Source organism: Sphingomonas sp. CD22 (assembly GCF_034556155.1).
Lineage (GTDB): Bacteria > Pseudomonadota > Alphaproteobacteria > Sphingomonadales > Sphingomonadaceae > Sphingomonas.
The window spans coordinates 344,420-364,170 of the sequence record NZ_JAYDYX010000003.1 but is presented as its reverse complement, the minus strand read 5'-3'; the positions used below and the strand labels follow the sequence as shown (position 1 = coordinate 364,170).

The following is a 19,751-nucleotide window of genomic DNA, read 5'->3' as shown; positions in this document are numbered from 1 at the left end:
CTTGATGAGGGTGGGCGTCCGCCTACTTTTTCGGGCGGCGTCACGAGATGTGCGAGAGGTAAACTTGTTGTTCAATAGTACTTAGATTTGACAATAGTATACGAGACGGCGTTTAGCTTTTGACGGAGACTTCAACTCCCAAACTTTATTTTATGACGTGAAAGAGCTTTGACAAGGCAATACGCCAACAACCTTGCTTAGGGGTCTTCACAAGGCAATCTCAGACAATCAATGCGAACGCCCCTTCACAAGGCAACGGTCGACGGAAGCTTGTGAAAGGCCTTCCACAAGGCATTCAGGGAAAGGCACCGGATCAGATCAGCTACCCCCCTACGTAAAACTGCGCCGCCGCGCTGAGTGAGGACCAACTTCAAGGAAAACTTGCGTTTAGCCGCGGCCTCACCCGCCGCCCTCAGTCGGGCGAAGCTGAGCAATAATGTCGGCACATGCGTCGCAGCGCCGGCAGCGTGCCGTCCGCGTCCTGGATGAAGAGCAGCAGACCATATGAACCGCCGTAGCTCTGGCACATCTCGAACCATCCGCCGTGATCGATCAGCCAGTCCCAGTGCGGATGGAAGCCCGGCTCACCAAAGCGTATCCCGTCGTATGGCTCGGTCAGCGGCGATGCGCCGATCGTCTCGACGATGTGATCCTCGCTGTCCCCGGGCAGAATCACCGACAGATCTGTCCACGCCATCAACTCTTCGCCGATCGTCTCGATGCGCTCCCGTAGCAACCGCCGAAGCATCGGGTTCAGAGGTCCGGCCATTGCGGCGGTAATCGAAGCGTTATTGTTAAGGTATAACATATCATTATCTCGCCTATAGTTGAGTTATGGTTAGGGTATTGCAGGGCTCTGAATCGGTAGCCGTGATTGAGGGGGTCAACCTTGGCGACGGAGCAGCGCCAGCAGATCGGGATCAGTGTCGACCCGATCCTGCACGAGCAGCACGATCCCGAAGCCGTCGTCCGAGAGGATCATGACCGCCTCGAGCCAGCAGCCATGTCGCTCGACGTACTCGAACGAGTGTTCGAAATCCGGCGACCCCAGCCGATCACCCGTCACGAGATTGCTAGCCAGCGCCACGCCGGCTTCGGCCTCCACCGCCGCGATAGTGTCGCCCCGTTGCGTCACGATGATGTGTGCGAGATCGCCCAGCTCGCACCCGTAGTCGAGCAACTGGTCGCGCCGCTCGGTGAGCAGGCGTCGAAGGTCTGGGTCGAGCAGAGTATCGAGAGCGGCCGCCATCGCGGCCCAACTGCGAATGGAAATCATGTTACGTCTCCGAAACGAAAAAGGCCCTCGGATTTCTCCGAGGGCCTTGGTGGGATGATGTTGCCGGCGAGTGCCGGCCGAGATGTCAGTTCATCGGTATTCGAACGTGATCGGCGGCGGATCGGCGCCGTCCGCGGCACGCCGCAACAGTGGCGTGAGAAACCCCCGGAGTGCTCTCTCGCTTGTAGGCAAGACGTCGTGGCGTTTGAGTGCGGCCTTCGCCAGCCGCTCCGCCTCGGGTTGGATACGTTGCTGGAGATCGAGAAGCGCGACCTTCTCGTCGATGAGCACCCCGCTTTCGAGGATGTCGTAGGCGAGCAGCTTGACCGACGGCCGGGCTATCAGCCGCGGTCGGTGCAACGTGATGACCAGCGCGTCCGCGCCACCGGTCACTCGGAATTTCCCGGGCGCCAGCACATACCCGATGGGATACTCGACGTGATATTTGACCCTGATGCGCGCCGTCGAATCCGGAAACGGCGTGAACTTGATCGACGTCTTTAGGTCCTGATCACGCACGATGTCGCCGGACAGGGTCATGGTGAGGAAGCTGGCTTTCTCCGCCACGGCCTCCCTCACTACGGTTTGATAGTCGATTGTCCGCCGTCGCACGAACAGGCCGTCGTTTGTGCTCTCCCCGGTCTGCCGCATCGTTATGGGCGGCGCCGGTTCGCCGTTGCGTTTGATATAGAAGTAGCCCCCAGCCGCCAAGGCAATGACGGACACGGTGATGAGCAGTTTGCCGGCAGTACTCCGCACGTCAGCGCTTCCACTTCGCTTCGGCGAATGCGCGGCATGCGGTCCTGGCCTTGATGATGTTGCGCCCGGTCGACACCCGAATGGTCTGTTTGTCGATCGGCTCGATCTCGCGGCCCCGCGCTTTGGCTTCGTCGTAGGCTCGGCTCGTGACCAGCGAACGGCAGGCGTCGAGCAACGCTCCGGCCTCCGGCACAAACTGATATCGGCTATATTTAACGTCGACCGAGAAGCCGGTCGGCGTTTCCTTGATCGCGAAGTGGGCGTTCTTGTCGCCGACCTCCGTCAGCGGGCGGGAGACGTCGGCGGGGTGGGTGCAGGCGGTCAGCGCGAGAGTGACGGCCAGTGCGAGCGTCTTCGTGTTCATAGGCATGGTGGTTCTCCCGGTGATGTGACGTGGACGCACAGCATCGCGCCGGACGCGAGTGCGCCGACGTGTCAGAAGTGTGGATGCTGTCGATGATGCCGCCCCTAGCGGGGCGACGTGCGGCTTAGACCTTGCGCCACCCCTATGTTCCTCTCGGGGCGACGGCCGAAGCCGGATGTTGAGAACCTGATCGATGAGCAGGCGCATGCGCCTTTATCGATCGAAACCGACTGGACATGCGCGCATGCCACCCGGCCCCTGAATCAGCGACCGAGTTCATCGATTGAGGTTCTCACGCCCCGCCCCCCGGCTTTCACGGGAGGCGCAACGATCATGGAAGGCTGGCGGGCGGATCGCAATAGCCCTTTGCAGGACTGCAGCCGGGTTCATGTCCAGCCTTCATATAAGATGCCGCAGCTCCCGCGCACTGCCGTCAGCCGTCCGCGTTCCGTCCAGAGCTTCTTCTAAAGGCATCGCGCCATCATCCTGCGTCAGCAAGCCGAACTGGCGTAGACAAAGATCAAACGTGATCTTGGCAGCCGCTTATTCGGCGCTGTCCGCCTCATCGTCGGCCTGCGGGTCGGCCTCCTCAAAGTAACGTGCGTATGTTCGCTTAAGCTTGCGAACCGCCGCTTCCGAATCAATCTCAAGATTGAGCCGTTCCTTGTAAAATTGCATCCGGACCCGGGCGTCGTGAATAATCTCCGCCCATGTTCTGGCCCACACGCGAACTTTCGGATTTGCAGTTCCTCCGTCGTAATAGAGGCCGGGGGGCTTGCCAGCCTGATTGGCTAGGGCACGCGCTTCTGTCGTCATACCGGCCGAAACGATCCAAAACTCCCATTCCGCGTGCCCAACGGCGAAACGATCATCGGAGGCGACCGCCATCGCATAGCTGAATGCCTGTTGAAGCTGCGGCATCCCGATATCGACAGTTGGGCGCTTCAATTCGATGACAAGGTGTTCAATCTCTCCGGAACGCATTGGCTTGGCCGCGCGTGAAAGCATTAGATCCACTATACCGATGGAGCCATCAAGCCGCCGAACCGGGCGATCTATGACTTTCTTTTCCTTCATTATCTTGGCATGCTTTTTCAGCGCCTGCGAAAGCCCCTTGTCTGAGACTGTCAGATTGTATTGCTCGCCGAATAGCCAGATGTTTTGAGCTACAAGCTGGTGCAACTGGGCCCGCTCGAGCAGGTCTTCACTATGTTCCTCGTTATAGACAAGCTCCTCAAGACCGTGAACGAACGTCAGTCGGTCAGCAACCGTTGCCGATGCTTCTATTATGTTGGATAGAGTAACGTCTTCCAAAAGAGCTGCCAGCTCTGCCAGCTTGTTTTCCGGCAGCTTAAGAACGTGCTCCAATACCGATCGCAATTCGGTTGGATTGCGCTCAATCGCTTGTCGGAGGAGTTCGAAGTTGAATCTGCGCGCTGCGGCAGGTTGCGCATCAAAATCTTGAATGTGATCTTTTACAGATACTGCTACAAGATCGAAAACTTGACGTTCAGCCTCCTGCGCTACCGTAAGCGCCTCCGCCTCATAAGGATAAACGTTTTCCTCCTTCCACTTTTGGATGACAGATCGCGTGTCTTTGATACGACGTTGGCGATAATAAGCCTTTGTCAAATCCTTCGCTTGTTCAAGGATGTCGGCAACCTTGCTGTCGAGTCCATCGACGTCGATGAGGTTCTGCTCCGCTAACGCGGCAAAGTAATCGGAGCGGATATATCCGACGAAGTCCAAGCCAGGAACGTGAAAACGAGGATTGCGTTCTGCGAGTGGGAAGCCCTCAGCATCGCAGAGGTAAATACGGCGTTCGCTCCGCACTGCCCATTCGACAATGTCATACTCTACCGCATAGGTGTAATCGCCGATCGATATGGGTTTCAGCGTGAACGGCTCGACAGACACGATGTAAGTTTCAGGTTGGATTAGAGTTCCGCGGAAATTTATTTCCACGTCTCGATATTGGTTTAGGTAAAGCGCAAACTTCTCACCGATACGATCCAGAGCGTCCACGTTCATGAGTGCACGCGTAGTAGGATTTAACTCGGCGACCCGGACTGTAACCCCGGTAGGCCGCGAGGTCTTCTCGGGCGCGTCTGATATAATGAGGTCCGTGGGATCGTCTGCTATTAACTGAGCAGAATAGGAGAAGTTCTGGCCGCCTTCCGCGTATACGATACTCCACCGTACGACTCGTCCGAGTGAAAGCGCTTTGAACCGCCCCTGACCATCCTTGCCATGCAAAAAGCGGCCTTGTTTCTTCGACAAGCGGGATGAACGCTTCCAAGAGTCTCCCAGGCGTTTAAAGCGTTCGACGATCTGTTCAAAGGGGATGCCGCCTCCATTGTCAGCCACAACAATCCCAGACATTGACTGTAGTACGTCAAATTCAGTCGATACAGTAACCCGGTCAGCGTCGGCGTCCAGGCCGTTCCAGATGAGTTCGGATACAGCCTCCAATGGATTAGTTGATGCGAAGCGCGTCAGATGGTGCGCCGTCAGTTCTATTTTATGATGGGTCATGTCCGATGGTCCCTGCCTATCGATGCCATGATACGAGACTCATGCAGCCCGCACATGAATGCAATGCACTTAGGTCACCAAGGTGATGCGAGGTTCGTCGTGTCGTGAGTCAGGTGACCGGGTCGCTGCGTGGGTTGGCATGTACCATAAGCTGGCCGCGTCCGCGCCCCAATCGCCGGTTGATCGACTCCGCGGTCGCGCTTAGTCAAGTGTCGATTGATTACGCTCCAAAGAAAACCAGCGTAGGCGGCCCACCGTGAAGCTCTACATATCTACAGCTAAGGTTCGCAAAGATTGCGGATTAGTTCGACCAGATAGCGTACGTCTGCGGGGATTTCTTCCGCCCGCATAGCCTTGGCAATGTCGATCGGCCGGATACCGAATTTCGCCTTAATTGACTCAGCGTGCTCTTGAGTAATTTCCTTCCCACGAGCGTCGACCATTGCATCCGCAACTTCCTGAGAGGCAAAGTCAGGAGGCACTGCAAGAGCGTGGTCGGCCATCAACTGAACGACCTCGGCTTCGGGTCGGCCGCTCGCCCGCGCGATTGCAGGGGGCCACAGCAGGTAATTTTCAATGTGGCGCCGCCGCCAAATTTTAAGGTGGAGGTTCGGATCGACGTTGTTCTGCGACCGGTCAGACAAGGTGGCCTTTTCGATCTGGCCGATCGCCATGTCGTCGCGGTCCCGCAGGCTGACTGCGACCAAGTCCGGTATTTCTGCCTTTAGCTGCAGGAAAAGGTGCTTCCGCTCGGTGGCGCCGCCGGTCCATGGCCAAATCACCATCTTCTTTGGCCATTCGACGCCGAGTTGCATCGCCCAAGCTTGAAGCATCCTGGCGTCACTCAATGCCTCTACGACCAGCATCCGCTTCGACTTGCGCAGGGGGTCTAGCTTCGGCGCGTATTCGCTGCCGAGGCCGATGAAGAGGCTGACCTTCCGCTCGTCCTGCTCGAGGTATTTAGCCGAAGTGCCTTTGAACTCCACGATCTGCGTGTGCTCGGCCGCGCGGAGGATCTCGGTGCTGTGGGTGGCGAGCAGCACTTGTTTGCCGGAGGCAGCGACGATCTCGTCCAGCGCCTCGACGAGTTGGGCCTGAAGCGACGGGTGTAGGTGCGAGTCCGGCTCGTCGAGGAGCAGAGTGCAGGTGCTCGGGCTAAGGGCAAGCGCGTAAACGCTAAGCCACTGAAGGAACCCGCTGCCCTCGGCCATGAGATCGCGCGCATTAAAGTTAGGAAAACGCCTGAAGGTGGTGCCGTCGAGCTTCCCCTTAGCGCAATTGACCCTGATGTAGCTGTGGAATAGGTCGTTGAAGGGTTCAACGGTGAGCTGCATGCCAAAAATGCGGCCCATCGTTGCCTGGAGAATTTCCCATGGATCTTCCTCGCGCAGCCGCTTGAGGTCGGAAGACTTGATCTTGGTCCTGCCCTCTTTCAGCCGAGCGCGAGCGGCGAGGTTGGCCTCGCTCATGTCAAGTAACAGGTTTCGAATAACGCCGCCGGCGAGGCCTCGGCCGATCAGTCCGCGCCGCTCGGCACCTGACATCTTGTTCTCGCGTTGCGCGATGCCGGCAAATGGCGGCAAGTAGGCGACCGCCGGCAAGGTGTCGTCGTCTGCCAGGTTCGAGTCCGCCGCTTTCACGAATAAGCGGTCGTTGGTGAGCGCGAGCGATATGCGCAAATGCTTCGCCACGCCGGCGGCTTTCCAGCCGCATTCGATGGACAGCGAGTAGCCGTCCTGCCCTGGAATCTGGCTCTTTAAGTTGGTCCACAAATGCTTGAGGCTGGCGACCGCGATCGGCGAAAACTCGTCGTCTGAAAGGCCAAGACCCTGTCCGCCGTACCCGGAATTGAGGCTCTCGCGGCCACGCTCATTCTCGAGCACGAGGCGACAAAACTCCCAAACGGCAATCGCCTGCAATAGCGTTGACTTGCCGGAGTTATTACCCCCTGCGAGAAATGAGATACCAGCTGGATGCAAAGCGAACGAAGAATCTGTAAACCGCTTGAAGCGGTTGAGTTTTACGCTCTCGATCATTGCAATGTCCCCGCGACCTTCAAGCCACCGTCGGCTTCAGTGTGTCGCGCGTCAACACGGATCACCGTCTACCGGTGTGATCCGACCATGTCAGTCATGGCGCTGAATGCCTAGAAATTAACGCGTGGACTGCTTTCCACCAGCTAAGTCCACCCAAGCAGAACCCAGCCGCCTCCCGAGCTGAACGCCCGTTCAATAGGACGCCGCCGGGTTGCCTTGTGGAAGGCCTTTAAAGAAGGTGGTGCCGCTTACAGGACTCGAACCTGTGACCCCCGCATTACGAATGCGATGCTCTACCAGCTGAGCTAAAGCGGCACGGGGTGATACGGGTGTAACGCCGTTCGGGGGTGCGCCTAACAGGTCGGATTGCCGCTGACAAGCGCCCAACCGCCCTGCATCTTCGCTTTGCCGGCTTTACGACCCGTTTACCACGGAGCGTGCACAAGCGTTCCGAACCAGGGTCCTGCGACCCGGTGTATGAAGGGTTTGGGCATGGGTATCGCGCGCGGCTTCGAGGACGAGCGGGTGGACATCGACGAGGCGATCGACGCGGCCGGCGAGCCCGACGTCGATGAGGGCGGCGTCGGGGATGCGATGTTCGATCTGGGCGGCGACGAGCGGCGCATGCACGTACGCGCCTATAATCATTGGGTTTCGCTGCTGAAGGGGCGCCCCTATCCGGGGATCGGCGATCTCGATCCGGCGAACATCGACTTCGGGCCGCACAGCGTCCTCATCGATTTCACCAACGGGATCGACGATCCGACGATCGCCTTCCTCGGCGAGCGATTGCGCCGGGAATGCGGGCTGGAGACCGACATCGTCCGCGTCGCCGACGTGCCGGGCCGGTCGCTGCTGTCGCGGCTGACCGACCATTATCTGCAGATCATCGCGAATCGTGCGCCGATCGGCTTCGAGGCGGAGTTCGTCGGCACGCGCGGTCGCACCACTTTGTATCGCGGCATCCTGATGCCCTTCTCGTCCGACGGCGAGGCGATCGACTTCATCTATGGCGTCATCAACTGGAAGGAGATGGTCGACGACGCGACGCAGGCGACGCTGGACGCCGAGCTCGACGCGGCCGTCCGCGCCGCACCGCGCGCGCCCGTCGCCACGCCGATCTGGGCGGACGGGCCGAGCGGCGGGCTGGAGATGGTGCAACTGCCCCCCGCGCCCTTCGCCGACGATGCCACCGCAGCGCGCGCCAGCGCGATGGCCGCATGGCGTACGCTGCCGGCGATCGGCACCGTCGCGATCGGTGCGGACGCGGACGAATTCGTCGTGCTGCTCGCGCGTGCGCGCCCCGACGGCACGCTCGACGTGATCAAGCGCGTCGCCGGTGACGACGCGATCGACGGCATCGCCCGCCTGCCCGGCGCCTAGTCGTCCGCTTCGGGCGGCAGCAACGTCTTGACGAAATGGCCGCGCGGGCCGGCATCGCCCTCCTGCCGGATCATCGCCTGCGTCGTCTTGGCGAACCACATCCGCGTCACCCCGTGCTCCGGCGCGTTGTAATCGGTGGTCATCAGCCAGCAATCGATCGGCTTGCCGTCGGGGCCGGCGATCCGCGCCGTGCCGGCGATGGTGAAGCGATAGCGGTCGGGCTTGCCCGATCCGGGATCGTAGAGGCTGGCGACGAAGCTGGTCCCCGCCGCCATCGGCAATTGTTGGAACCATTCGCTGTCGGGCACGAAGTTGAACAGCGGCTCGCTGCCCGCGATCGCGAAGTCCTTGGCGTCGTTGTCGGCGCGATCGGCGATCCCCGTCACCCGCGCGCCGTCGAAGCGATAGGCGGCGGTCTTCGTCACGCCGTCGCGCGATGTCGCGCGGACCTGTTCGATCGGGCGCATCGTCCCCGCCTCCATCAGGCTGTCCTCGCGGCGGACGCTGCCGTTCGGCCCCGCCCCGTCCCAGAGTTGCGCGACACGGACCAGGCGGCGCCCGTCGCGCGTCTCGAAACTGACCGTCCGCGACCAGATGTCGATCGCGGTGCGGTGGCCGTCCTTGACGACATAGCGCAGGTACCGCTGCGTCCCCGGCTTGAGCAACGCCGCACGTGCCAGCGGCGCACCGACCCGTACCACCACCTCCCTGCCCGTATCCTTCGCCACTGCCGGCACAGCGAGGATCGCGACCGAACAGCACAACATCGTCAGCGTTTTCATCAGGGCCCCCAGCCAGCTCTTTGGTGTTCTATAAAGCTACCACACATAAAGTTGCTCGCACGCGTTATTTTCGCACTGCGGCAAGCCTTGAGGTCCTTGGATTGCAGGAGCATAGGCGACAAATGGCCGACCAGAACCAGAGCATGGCCGAGGCGCTCGCCGCCCGGCTGACCAAGGGCGCGCTACCGGGAGAGCTGACGGGCTTCGGCGCTGCCGAACGCACCGCCGCCGCCGCGTTCGTCGCGCAGACCGCCGCGCGGCGCGAATCGGGCAAGCCCGCGGTCGCGCTCGAACCGATCGCGTCGGACGACGTGCGGCGACGGATGCGACTCGCGATCGTCAACGACGACATGCCCTTCCTGGTCGATTCGATCGCCGCCGCGATCGGCGAGCTGGACCTCGACATCGATCGCGTCATCCACCCCGTCGTCCGCGTGACGCGCGACGCCGACGGCGCGATGACCGACATCGGCGGCGCGGGTGCGCCCGAATCGATGATCTATATCGAGCTGGAACGCGCCGATGCGCGCGACCGGCGCGGGCTGATCGAGGAATTGACCGCGGTGCTCGCCGACGTGCGCGCCGCCGTCACCGACTGGCCGCAGCTACAGCGCGCGATGGCGCGCGACGAGGCGGCGCTGCCGCAGGGTGAGGGTGCGGCGCTGCTGCAATGGTTCCTCGACGGCCAGTTCACCCTGCTCGGCCATCAGGTCTGGCGGCGCGACGGCAGCGCGGGCGAGGCGTTGGGCCTCGCGCGCAATCCGCACCAGACGCCGGTGCTCGCCGAGGCGAGCCGTGCGCTGGCGATCCAGTGGTTCGAGGATGGCAACGAGGCACCGCTGCTGCTCAAGTCGAGCCTGATCTCGACCGTGCATCGCGCGGTGCCGCTCGACCTCGTCATCGTGCCGATCGTCGATGGCGGCACGATCGACGGCCTGTCGATCCACGCCGGCCTGTGGACCAGCGCCGCGCTCAGCGTCCGCCCGCGTGACGTGCCGGTGCTGCGCGCGCGGCTGGCGGCGCTGGAAGCGAAATTCGGCTTCGATCCCAAAGGCCACGCCGGCAAGGCGCTGACCCATGCGCTGAGCGCGCTACCCCACGACCTCGTCGTCGCCTTTCCGGCGCCGGCGCTGGAAGAGGTGGTGCTGACCGCGATGAGCCTCGCCGACCGGCCGCGGCCGGCGCTGGTGCTGGTGCGCTCGGCGCTCGGCCGGCATCTGTTCGCCTTCGCCTGGCTGCCGCGCGACGACCTCACCACCGCGCGCCGCGTCGCGATCGCGCAGATGCTGACCGAGGCGTCGAACGGCACCGTCCTCAACTGGTCGATCAGCCTCGACGACGGCGTCGTCGCGCTGCTGCGCTATACGATCGACCTGCGCGGCGACGGCCGCATGCCCGAGACCGAACCGCTCGCCGAGCGGCTGCGCCGGATGGTGCGCGGCTGGGTGTCGGACGTCGAGGCGGCGCTCGCCGAACGCGTGCCGGCGGCACGCGCGGCACGGCTGGCGCTGCGCTGGGCCAACGCCTTCCCGCCCAATTACCGCAACGTCAGCAGCCCGGCGGAGGCCGCCGCCGACATCCTGCGCATCGCGACGCTCGACGATCCCGATGCGCGCTCGGTGCGCCTGTTTCCGGCGGTGCCGGGCGAGGACCGCCAGCTCAAGATCTACAAGCTCGGCGGCGCGCTCGCGCTGTCCGACGCGGTGCCGGTGCTCGAGAATTTCGGCTTCCGCGTGATCGGCGAATTGCCGACGCGGCTGCGCGAGGATGCCAATACCTTCGTCCACGACTTCGTCGTGGAGACCGACGCCAACGACGATGCCAACGACGCCGCCGTGCTGGAAGGCGCCGTCGCCGCGGCGCTGGAAGGCGCGGCGGAGAATGACGCGTTCAACCGGCTGATCGTCGACGTCGGCCTGTCGCCGCAATCGGTGGTGCTGCTGCGCGCGTGGTTCCGCTATCTGCGGCAGGCGGGCCTGCCTTATGGCCTGACCACCGTGGTCGACGCGCTGCGCCGCGCGCCCAAGCTGACCAAGGCGCTGATCGCGCGCTTCGCCGCGGCGCACGATCCGGCGCAGTCGGGCGACGTGCAGGCCTGCGACGAGGCGATCGAGCGCGGCCTCGATGCGGTGTCGGCGATCGACGACGATCGCATCCTGCGCGCCTATCGCAACCTGATCGCCGCCTGCCTGCGCACCAACGCCTTCGCCCCCGCCGCGGCGGAAGCGCTGGCGTTCAAGCTCGACAGCCACCTCATCCCCGGCCTGCCCGCGCCGGTGCCGTGGCGCGAGGTCTGGGTCTATTCCCCGCGCGTCGAGGGCATCCACCTGCGCGCCGGCCCGGTCGCGCGCGGCGGGCTGCGCTGGTCGGACCGCCGCGACGACTTCCGCACCGAAATCCTCGGGCTGATGAAGGCGCAGCGCGTCAAGAATGCGGTGATCGTGCCGACCGGTGCCAAGGGTGGCTTCTATCCCAAGCAGCTCCCCTCGCCCGCGGTCGATCGCGACGCCTGGCTGGCGGAGGGGACCGAGAGCTACCGGATCTTCATCCGCTCCTTGCTGTCGATCACCGACAATATCGTCGAGGGCCGCGTCGTCCACCCGCAAGGCGTGCAGGTGCTCGACGGCGAGGACCCCTATTTCGTCGTCGCCGCCGACAAGGGCACCGCGACGTTCAGCGACGTCGCCAATGCGTTGGCGCTGGAGCGCGACTTCTGGCTGGGCGACGCCTTCGCCAGCGGCGGCAGCGTCGGTTACGACCATAAGGCGATGGGCATCACCGCCAAGGGCGCCTGGGTGTCGGTGCAGCGCCATTTCGCCGAGCGCGGGCTGGACGTGCAGACGCAGCCGATCACCGTCGTCGGCTGCGGCGACATGTCGGGCGACGTCTTCGGCAACGGCATGCTGCTGTCGAAGGCGCTCAAGATCGTCGCAGCGTTCGATCACCGCCATATCTTCATCGATCCCAACCCGGACCCGGCGGCGAGCTGGGACGAGCGCGCCCGCATGTTCGCGCTGCCGCGGTCGAGCTGGGCGGATTACGACGCCGGCCTCATCAGCGAAGGCGGCGGCGTCTGGGCGCGCAGCGAAAAGGTCATCAAGCTGTCGCCGCAGGCGCAGGCGGCGCTCGGCATCACCGCGACGCAGCTCGATCCGGCGGCGCTGATCTCGGCGATCCTCAAGGCGCCCGCCGACCTGCTGTGGTTCGGCGGCATCGGCACCTATGTGAAGGCGGCGGCGGAGAATAACGTCGCGGTCGGCGATCCCGCCAACGACCGCCTGCGCGTCAACGCCGAGGAATTGCGCGTCACCGCGATCGGCGAAGGCGCCAACCTCGGCGTCACGCAGGCGGCGCGCATCGCTTTCTCGACGCGCGGCGGGCGGATCAACACCGACTTCATCGACAATTCGGCGGGCGTCGATTGTTCGGATAACGAGGTCAACATCAAGATCGCGCTCAACCGCGAGATGAACGAGGGCCGGCTCGGCTTCGAGGAGCGCAACGCGCTGCTCGCCAGCATGACCGACGACGTCGCGCATCTGGTGCTGGAGGACAACCGCCTGCAGACGCTGGCGCTGTCGATCGCCGAGGCGGACGGCGCGGCGGCGATCCCGAGCTACGTCCGCGTCATCGAGATCTTTGAAGGCAGCGGCCGGCTCGACCGCGCGGTCGAGGGGCTGGCGGGCAACGAGGACCTGCTGCGTCGCGGGCAGGAGGGCCATGGCCTGACCCGCCCCGAGCTGGCGGTGCTGCTCGCCACCGCCAAGCTGGCGTTGCAGGACGGCATCGAACATGCGCCGCTGGCGATGGCCGCGGAGCTCAGGCCCGATCTCCACGCCGCCTTCCCGCCGGCGATGCAGCGCGATTATGCGCAGGCGATCGACGACCACCGGCTGCGCGGCCAGATCGTCGCGACCAAGCTCGCCAACCGCATCGTCAACCGGCTCGGCATCCTCTTCCCGTTCGAACTCGCCGAGGAGGAAGGCGCCGCGATCGCCGATATCGCGGCGATGTTCGTCGTCGCCGAACGGGTGTTCGGCCTCGACGCGCTGTGGGCGGAGATCGAGCGTGCCGACATCAGCGAAGGCGCGCGCATCGCCCTGTTCAACGAGGTCGCGGTGGCGACGCGTTCGCATATCGCCGATCTGTTGCGCGCGGCGCCGCCGGGGACCTTGCCGGGCGTGGTGCTCGACCGGCTCGGCACCGGCATCGCGCAGCTCGAACGCCAGACCGCCGCGCTGCTGCTCGAAGAGGCGAGCGCGCAGAGCGCCCGCATCGCCGCGCAGCTCCGCGCCGCGGGCGCACCCGCCGATCTGGCGCAGCGCGTCGTCCGCCTGTTCGACCTCGACGGTGCGGTGGGGCTGGCGGCGCTCGGCGAGCGGCTCGGCCTCGACGAGATCGAGCTGACCCGCGCGTTCACGCATCTCGGTCAGGCGCTCGGCCTCGACTGGGCGCAGGCGACCGCGGCGCGGATCGTGTCGAGCGATCCGTGGGAACGGCTGCTGCTCGCCGGCTTGTCGCGCGAATTCCAGCAGCAGCGGCTCGAGTTCCTCGCGCGCAGCGGCGGCGCCGACCCGCGCAGCGCGGTGAACGACTGGCTCGCGGCGAATGCGGCACGCGTCGGCCAGTTCAAGGCGGTGATCGACCGCGCCCGCCACGCGGCGCAACCCAATGCGGCGATGCTCGCGCAGATCGCCGGTCAAGCGCGGGTGCTGCTGGGCCGCTAAATCCTCCCCGATACGGGGAGGTGGCACCGCGCAGCGGTGACGGAGGGGGGCTTCCGCAGGCGTCGCGCGATATGGAAGCCCCCCTCCACCGGCTTCGCCGGTCCCACGCCGGTCAGGCGCGGGTACTGCTGGGCAGGTAAATCCTCCCCGATACGGGGAGGTGGCACCGCGCAGCGGTGACGGAGGGGGGCTTCCACAGGCGTCGCACGATATGGAAGCCCCCCTCCACCGGCTTCGCCGGTCCCCCTCCCCGTACCGGGGAGGAATCCCCCGAAATTCCTCCCCCTTGCGGGGGAGGAATTCAGGTCACCCCGGCACCTTCGCCCGCCAGTCGCGCGCGCGCCACCACATGATGATCCCCGTCACCGCGAGCACCGCCGGCGCGATGCCGCCGAGGAAGATCACGATCTGCCAGACGATCCCCATGCCCTCGCCGTCATGGATGCGGCGCATCGTCAGCGCCAGCCCGCCCGGCCGCCGCGCCGGCGCCGCGACCGCGACGCCACTGTCGTCCGCCACCTTGACGACATGGCCGCCGGCATAGGTCACCGTCCAGTCGGCGCTGCGTGCCGTCGGCCAGGCGATGCTGCGGAGCGCACCGCGGCGCACGCTCGCCGCGCGCGCGACGACCAGATCGAGCGGTTGCCCCGGCTCGGCGAGCGGCACCGCCCGCTGCGCGCCGCGATCCGGCGCGCGCTGGCCCCCGAAAAACGCCGGAAAGCTGATCCACGCCCCGGTCAGCGACAGCACGAACAGCGGCAAGGCGATCCAGAAGCCCGCCATATGGTGCAGGTTGGTGTCGGTGTTGCGATGCCGCCGCCAGCGCAGCCCCTTGCGCCACGCCCCGACCGTCGGCCACCACAGCCATAGGCCGGTGAAGCTCGACACCATCATCGCGACGCCGATCCAGCCGACGATCGTCCGCCCGATCCCTGGCACCTGCAAACTGCCGTGCAGCACGTGGAGGAAGCGGACGAGGCCGGCGTTGCTCCCCGCCACCTCCAGCACCCGCGCGGTCGGCGGGTCGAGATAGACGATCGTCCGCGGCGGCGGTCCGCGCCGGTCGGGATCGACGCTGGCGGGCGACACGGCGACGGCGATCGGGCCCTCGCCCTCCGGCATCGTGATCTGCGCGATCCGCTCGCCGGGCTTCAGCACCGCCTGCGCCGCCCCCGCATAGGTCTCCGGCGTCTGCCGCGTCGTGCCGCTGATGTGATAGCGCGCCGGATTGACGATCCGGTCGAGCGCATCGTGCCAGACCAATGCCGCGCCCGAGAGCGACAGCGGGATGATCAGGATCGCAAGGATGAGGCCGATCCATTTGTGGACCTGGAACCATGTCCTGCGCCACGCCAGTTTCGTCATCGCTCGCTCCAACCCATTGGCGCGGCGTCGCACGCGCGCCGGGGGAAGGTCAATCGAGGAGCATGTCCTCCACGGTCGCCATCCCCGCGGCCGCTGGACCTTGGGGGGATCGACATTCATCGTCGTAACGTAAGTCCTCCCCCGCCAGGGCAGGGCTATCGCGTATGACCGATTGAGGTGTTGGAACGGCTTTCCCATCCCCGTCATGCCGGACTTGATCCGGCATCCCGCTTCTTCGCACCGTCCAAAGAAGCGGGACCCCGGCGCAAGGCCGGGGTGACGGAACGGATTTGGAGGGCGAACGACTTACGGGGAGGGCCATATGCGATCGCCCTGCCCTGGCGGGGGAGGAATTCGACTGAATCTGATCGCCCCTACACCTCCGCCCAGCGGCGCAGCAGATTGTGGTACACCCCGGTCAGCTTCACCACGGCCGGTGCATCCGCGCCCATCGCCGCGGTCGCCTCCTGCACGCCCTGGTCGAGCTCGAACAGCATCCGCCGCGCGCCGTCGTCGCGGACCATCGACTGGACCCAGAAGAACGATGCGACGCGCACGCCCCGCGTCACGGGCGTCACCCGATGCAGGCTCGACGCGGGATAGAGCACCATATGCCCCGCCGGCAGCTTGACCGATTGCGCCCCGAACTGGTCCTCGATCACCAGCTCGCCGCCGTCGTAATCGGCGGGATCGCTGAGGAACAGCGTCGCCGACAGGTCCGAGCGGATACGGAAGTCGCTGCCGCGGCGGATGCGGATCGCGCTGTCGACATGCGTACCGAACGTCGCCCCCGCCCCGTACCGGTTGAACAGCGGCGGAAACACCTTGAGCGGCAGCGCCGCGGCGACGAACAGCGGCGCGGCGGCCAGCGCATCGAGCACCACCGCGCCCCCTCCCCGCGCCGCGGCGCTGTCCTCCGGCAATTGCTCGTTGCGCTTGGCCAGCGCCGATTGATGGCCGGAGGTGGCATTGCCATCGGTCCATGCCGCCGCATCGATCGTCGCGCGCAGCCCCGCCACCGCCGCCGCGTCGAGCAGGTCGGGTATCGCGATCAGCATGCGCGCGTGCCCGCCAGCGCCGCCGGCCCGCGGCTGCGCAACGCGGCATGCGGACAGGCGGCGAGCCAATCGCGCACCTGCGCGACGAAGCGCGCATTGCCGAGCGCGCCGGCGCGGCCGATCCAGTGCAGGGCTTCGTCCATCCGCCCGGTGTCTGCCAGCATCCGCGCATGATTGAAACAGCCGCGGAAATCGCCGCCCGCCGCGGCGCGCTCGTAGCATTTCGCCGCCCGCGCCATGTCGCGCGGGTGGACCCAGCCGTCCTCGGCGAAGCTGCCGACGAAATTGACCGCCTTGGCGTTGCCGAGCGCCGCAGCCCGCTCCAGCCAGCCGAGCGCCGCCGCTTTATCTTCCGCGACGCCCGCGCCGAGCGCGAGCAGGGTCGCGTAATTGTACATCGCCCAATCGAGCCCGCGTTCCGCAGCGACGCGATAGCATTCCGCCGCCCGCGCCTTGTCGACCGCGGTCCCCCAGCCGAGGTCGTAACAGCGCCCGACCATGTTGAGCGCCATCAGATGCTGCGCCGCCGCCGCCTTGACGAACCAGCCGAGCGCCACCGCGGGGTCCGCCGCGACGCCGTTGCCGTCGAGCAGCATCTGCCCGAGCATCGCCTGCGCATCGGGCAGCCCCGCCTCCGCCGCCCGCCGCACCAGCGCGACCTCGTCGTCGGCGAGCGCGGCGGCGGTCATCAGAAGCGCACGCCGACCGTGCCGAACACCGTCCGCCCCGGCGCCACCTGCGCGAAATGGGTGGTGTAGACCTGGCTGTAGAAAACCTTGTCGGTCAAATTCTGCGCATTGACGCTGAGATCGACATTGTCGGTCAGCTTGACGCTGGCCCGCGCATCGAAGCGCCAATAGGCCGGCGCCTGACGGACGAGCAGCTTGGTCGCAACCAGCTGCGTCGCGCTGCGATCGTCCGAATAACCGGCGATCTGCTTGCCCATATAGATGGCGGTGCCGCCGACCTCGAGCCGGTCCCACAAGGTGACGTTGGTCGTCGCGGTGAAGCTGTTGCGCGTCGTCTGCGGCATCTGCTTGCCGGTATTGACCGAGGGGACCGGAACGCCGCCGAGGACCGTCGAGCCGCCGTCGATCACCTTGGGGTCGAGGTGGGTATAGCCGCCGAACACCGTCCAGCCCGGCAGGATCGTGCCCGTCGCGCCCAGCTCGATCCCGCGGATGCGCGATTCGCCGATGAATTCCGGGTTGCCGTCGGCGCCGGTGACGCGGGCGTTGGCGATCTCGGTCTGGAAAGCCGCGCCGGTCAGCAGCAATTTCTCGCCGAGCAGCGCCACCTTGGCGCCGACCTCGTACGACTTCGTCTTCTGCGGCTTGAGCAGATCGATGATCGCGGCGGTCTGCGCCGTGGTGGGCAGCGCATTGTCCTCGCGTCCCTCGCCGAGCAGGCTGTTGGGCGGCGTCGCCGCGGTGGCGTAGCTCGCATAGAGGCTGGCGTCGGGCGTCGGCTTGAAGACGAGCCCCGCCTGCCAGTTGAACAATTCGTCGGTGCGCTTGATCTGGAACTGCGTCGCGCCCGGCAGCCGCGTCGTCGACGAGAACCGGTCGTAGCGCACGCCGAGGTTGAGGATGAGCTGCGGCACCAACGTGATCGAATCGAATGCATAAGCGGCGCGCGTGTTGGCGTCGTTCTGCGTCTGCGCGGCGAGGCTGCCGCGGACGATCGGCGTCGCCACCGTCGACGTGTCGCTGGCATAATTGACCCAGGGATCGTTCGGATTGGGCGCGAACAGGCTGGTGCAATTGTAGCGTGCCAGCGACGCGCTGTTGCACCGCGGCGACACGGTCGAGCCGTTGGCGAGCACATAGGTCCCGCGACGTGCCTTCTCCCACGCGAATTCGGTGCCGGCCGCAAAGCTGTGCGCGACGCTACCGGTCTTGAACGTGCCGTACAGATCGGTCTGGTTGATGATCGATTCGGTATAGCCGAAGCGCGTGTTCGAGCGCCGCCAGACATAGCCGCCGCTGGTCCGGTCGCCGCGCAGCCCTGCCGCACCCGTCGTCGGGTTCGTCGCGGTCGTGCCATAGACGTTGCCCTGGCTGTCGTCGGGCATCGACATGATGTAATTCTGGTCGGTGTGGGTGTAGCGCGCGGTGTTGCGCAGCGTGATGCCGCCGAAATCATGCTCGGCGCGCAGCGTCGCCTGATGCGTCTTGGTGTCGCGGAAGTCGCGGTCGGTCAGCCCGTAGAACACCGAACGGTCGACATAGCCGGTCTGGCCGCCGCGCGTGGTGACCGTGCCGAGCGCCGGCCGCGAGGCGATCGTCCCCGTCCCCGGCGCGTTGGCGATCGTGTAGAGATAGGGGATGCCCGCGTCGGGCAGTTCGTGGCTTTCGAGATAATAATAGCTCGCGGTCAGCCGCGTCGGCGTGCCGAGGCCGAGCGTCACCGACGGCGCGATGCCCCAGCGCCGCGCGTAGAGCGAATCGCGGCCGGCGATATCCTGATCGTGCCACAACCCCTCGATGCGGAACGCCGCCATGTCGCCCAGCTTGAGATTGAGGTCGGCGGTGACGCGCTTGAAATCGGCATTGCCGTAGCTGCCGGCGACGCTGCCGAAATCGTCGAGTTGCGGCAGCTTGGAGATGATGTTGATCGTGCCGCCCGCCGAGCCGCGCCCGCCCAGCGTCGAATCGGAGCCGCGGACGATCTGGATCGTCTCGGTGGCGAACACCTCGCGGCTCTGCGCGCCCAGGTCGCGGACGCCGTCGACATAGATGCTGCCCTGCGTGTCGAAGCCGCGGATGAACGGCCGGTCGCCGAGCGGATTGCCGCCCTCCGCCGCGCCGAAGGTGATGCCCGGCACGGTGCGCAGCGCATCCTGCAGGCTGATCGACCCCGTCTGCTGGATCACCTCCTTGGGGATCAGCACGATCGATCGCGGCGTGTCGATCAGCGGCGCGACCGCCTTGGGGTCGTCGGTCCGCCGGACGCGCTCGCCGGTGACGAGGATATCGTCGGGATCGCGGCGCTGATCGGGATCGGCGACGGGGGTCGGCGTCGGTTTCGTCGCGTCCTCGGCATAAGCGGGCAGCGTGTGGAACGCGCCGACGCACGACAAGGCCAGGAACGAAACGGACGATTTGGACATTGAGACCCCCTGCTTTTTGTTGAGGGCTCGCTATTGAGAGTCGTTCGCACTGTCAACGTTATTGCGTGGCATTCTCACTGATCGCGATCACGTGCGCCGATCTGTGCCTGCGCGAACAGCCAGCTGCGCAGCGCGCTCGCCAGGTTGGGCGGCTCGTCGGCGGCGATGCGCAGCACGTCGATCTGCGCGACCAGCGCCGACAGCGGCAGCGCATGCGCGACCGCCGCCACTTCCAGCGCCGCCCAGAACGCCGGCTCCAGGCTGATTGAGGTCTGATGGCCGGCGATCGTCATCGACCGTTTCACCGGGCCTTCGAACCCGAAGCGCGGCGGCTGAATGGCAGGCGACATGAGC

14 protein-coding genes and 1 tRNA gene are annotated in these 19,751 nt (G+C 65.3%); 2 read left to right on the top strand and 13 right to left on the bottom strand.

All coding sequences use genetic code 11. The features are described from left to right. Positions 1 to 412: 412 nt before the first annotated feature. The 7 genes from SFC76_RS08075 to SFC76_RS08045 all read right to left on the bottom strand — a co-directional run bounded on the left by SFC76_RS08075 (position 413) and on the right by SFC76_RS08045 (position 7,285). Complete coding sequence (locus tag SFC76_RS08075; RefSeq protein WP_322848959.1) at positions 413 to 769, bottom strand: hypothetical protein; 357 nt, start codon at positions 767 to 769, stop codon at positions 413 to 415. A gap of 114 nt (positions 770 to 883) precedes the next feature. Further along, a complete protein-coding gene (locus SFC76_RS08070) occupies positions 884 to 1,276 on the bottom strand; it encodes a hypothetical protein (protein WP_322848958.1) in 393 nt (130 codons plus the stop codon). Between the two features lie 90 nt (positions 1,277 to 1,366). Beyond that, positions 1,367 to 2,035 (bottom strand): hypothetical protein, encoded by a 669-nt coding sequence (locus tag SFC76_RS08065; RefSeq protein WP_322848957.1) that lies wholly within the window; start codon positions 2,033 to 2,035, stop codon positions 1,367 to 1,369. A 1-nt stretch (position 2,036) separates the two neighbouring features. Further along, positions 2,037 to 2,399, bottom strand: a complete 363-nt coding sequence (locus SFC76_RS08060; RefSeq protein WP_322848956.1) for a hypothetical protein — start codon at positions 2,397 to 2,399, stop codon at positions 2,037 to 2,039. Positions 2,400 to 2,942: 543 nt separating this feature from the next. Beyond that, complete coding sequence (locus SFC76_RS08055; RefSeq protein WP_322848955.1) at positions 2,943 to 4,934, bottom strand: ATP-binding protein; 1,992 nt, start codon at positions 4,932 to 4,934, stop codon at positions 2,943 to 2,945. A 278-nt stretch (positions 4,935 to 5,212) separates the two neighbouring features. Continuing rightward, complete coding sequence (locus tag SFC76_RS08050; protein ID WP_322848954.1) at positions 5,213 to 6,970, bottom strand: ATP-dependent nuclease; 1,758 nt, start codon at positions 6,968 to 6,970, stop codon at positions 5,213 to 5,215. A 239-nt stretch (positions 6,971 to 7,209) separates the two neighbouring features. Beyond that, a tRNA-Thr gene (locus tag SFC76_RS08045) sits at positions 7,210 to 7,285 on the bottom strand. A 177-nt stretch (positions 7,286 to 7,462) separates the two neighbouring features. Here SFC76_RS08045 and SFC76_RS08040 point away from each other — a divergent pair. Next, positions 7,463 to 8,353, top strand: coding sequence for a hypothetical protein (locus SFC76_RS08040; RefSeq protein ID WP_416222399.1), 891 nt, complete (start codon positions 7,463 to 7,465; stop codon positions 8,351 to 8,353). Here SFC76_RS08040 and SFC76_RS08035 read toward each other — a convergent pair. Beyond that, positions 8,350 to 9,135: a hypothetical protein gene (locus SFC76_RS08035; protein WP_322848953.1), complete on the bottom strand. Its 786-nt coding sequence runs from the start codon at positions 9,133 to 9,135 to the stop codon at positions 8,350 to 8,352. The genes SFC76_RS08040 and SFC76_RS08035 overlap by 4 nt on opposite strands. Before the next feature lie 122 nt (positions 9,136 to 9,257). Between SFC76_RS08035 and SFC76_RS08030 the strand changes: the two genes are divergently transcribed. Continuing rightward, positions 9,258 to 13,862 (top strand): NAD-glutamate dehydrogenase, encoded by a 4,605-nt coding sequence (locus SFC76_RS08030; protein ID WP_322848952.1) that lies wholly within the window; start codon positions 9,258 to 9,260, stop codon positions 13,860 to 13,862. Positions 13,863 to 14,168: 306 nt separating this feature from the next. Here the strand turns inward: SFC76_RS08030 and SFC76_RS08025 are convergent, their stop codons facing one another. The 5 genes from SFC76_RS08025 to SFC76_RS08005 all read right to left on the bottom strand — a co-directional run bounded on the left by SFC76_RS08025 (position 14,169) and on the right by SFC76_RS08005 (position 19,747). Beyond that, entirely contained in the window at positions 14,169 to 15,227 is a 1,059-nt protein-coding gene (locus SFC76_RS08025; protein ID WP_322848951.1) for a PepSY-associated TM helix domain-containing protein, read from the bottom strand. Positions 15,228 to 15,601: 374 nt separating this feature from the next. Further along, positions 15,602 to 16,285: a Fe2+-dependent dioxygenase gene (locus SFC76_RS08020; protein WP_322848950.1), complete on the bottom strand. Its 684-nt coding sequence runs from the start codon at positions 16,283 to 16,285 to the stop codon at positions 15,602 to 15,604. Continuing rightward, positions 16,279 to 16,974 (bottom strand): tetratricopeptide repeat protein, encoded by a 696-nt coding sequence (locus SFC76_RS08015; RefSeq protein WP_322848949.1) that lies wholly within the window; start codon positions 16,972 to 16,974, stop codon positions 16,279 to 16,281. Before SFC76_RS08015 ends, SFC76_RS08020 begins: the two co-directional genes overlap by 7 nt. Continuing rightward, complete coding sequence (locus SFC76_RS08010; protein WP_322848948.1) at positions 16,974 to 19,397, bottom strand: TonB-dependent receptor; 2,424 nt, start codon at positions 19,395 to 19,397, stop codon at positions 16,974 to 16,976. The genes SFC76_RS08015 and SFC76_RS08010 overlap by 1 nt, the downstream gene beginning before the upstream one ends. 74 nt (positions 19,398 to 19,471) lie before the next feature. Further along, positions 19,472 to 19,747, bottom strand: a complete 276-nt coding sequence (locus tag SFC76_RS08005; protein ID WP_322848947.1) for a ribbon-helix-helix domain-containing protein — start codon at positions 19,745 to 19,747, stop codon at positions 19,472 to 19,474. Positions 19,748 to 19,751 lie beyond the last annotated feature (4 nt).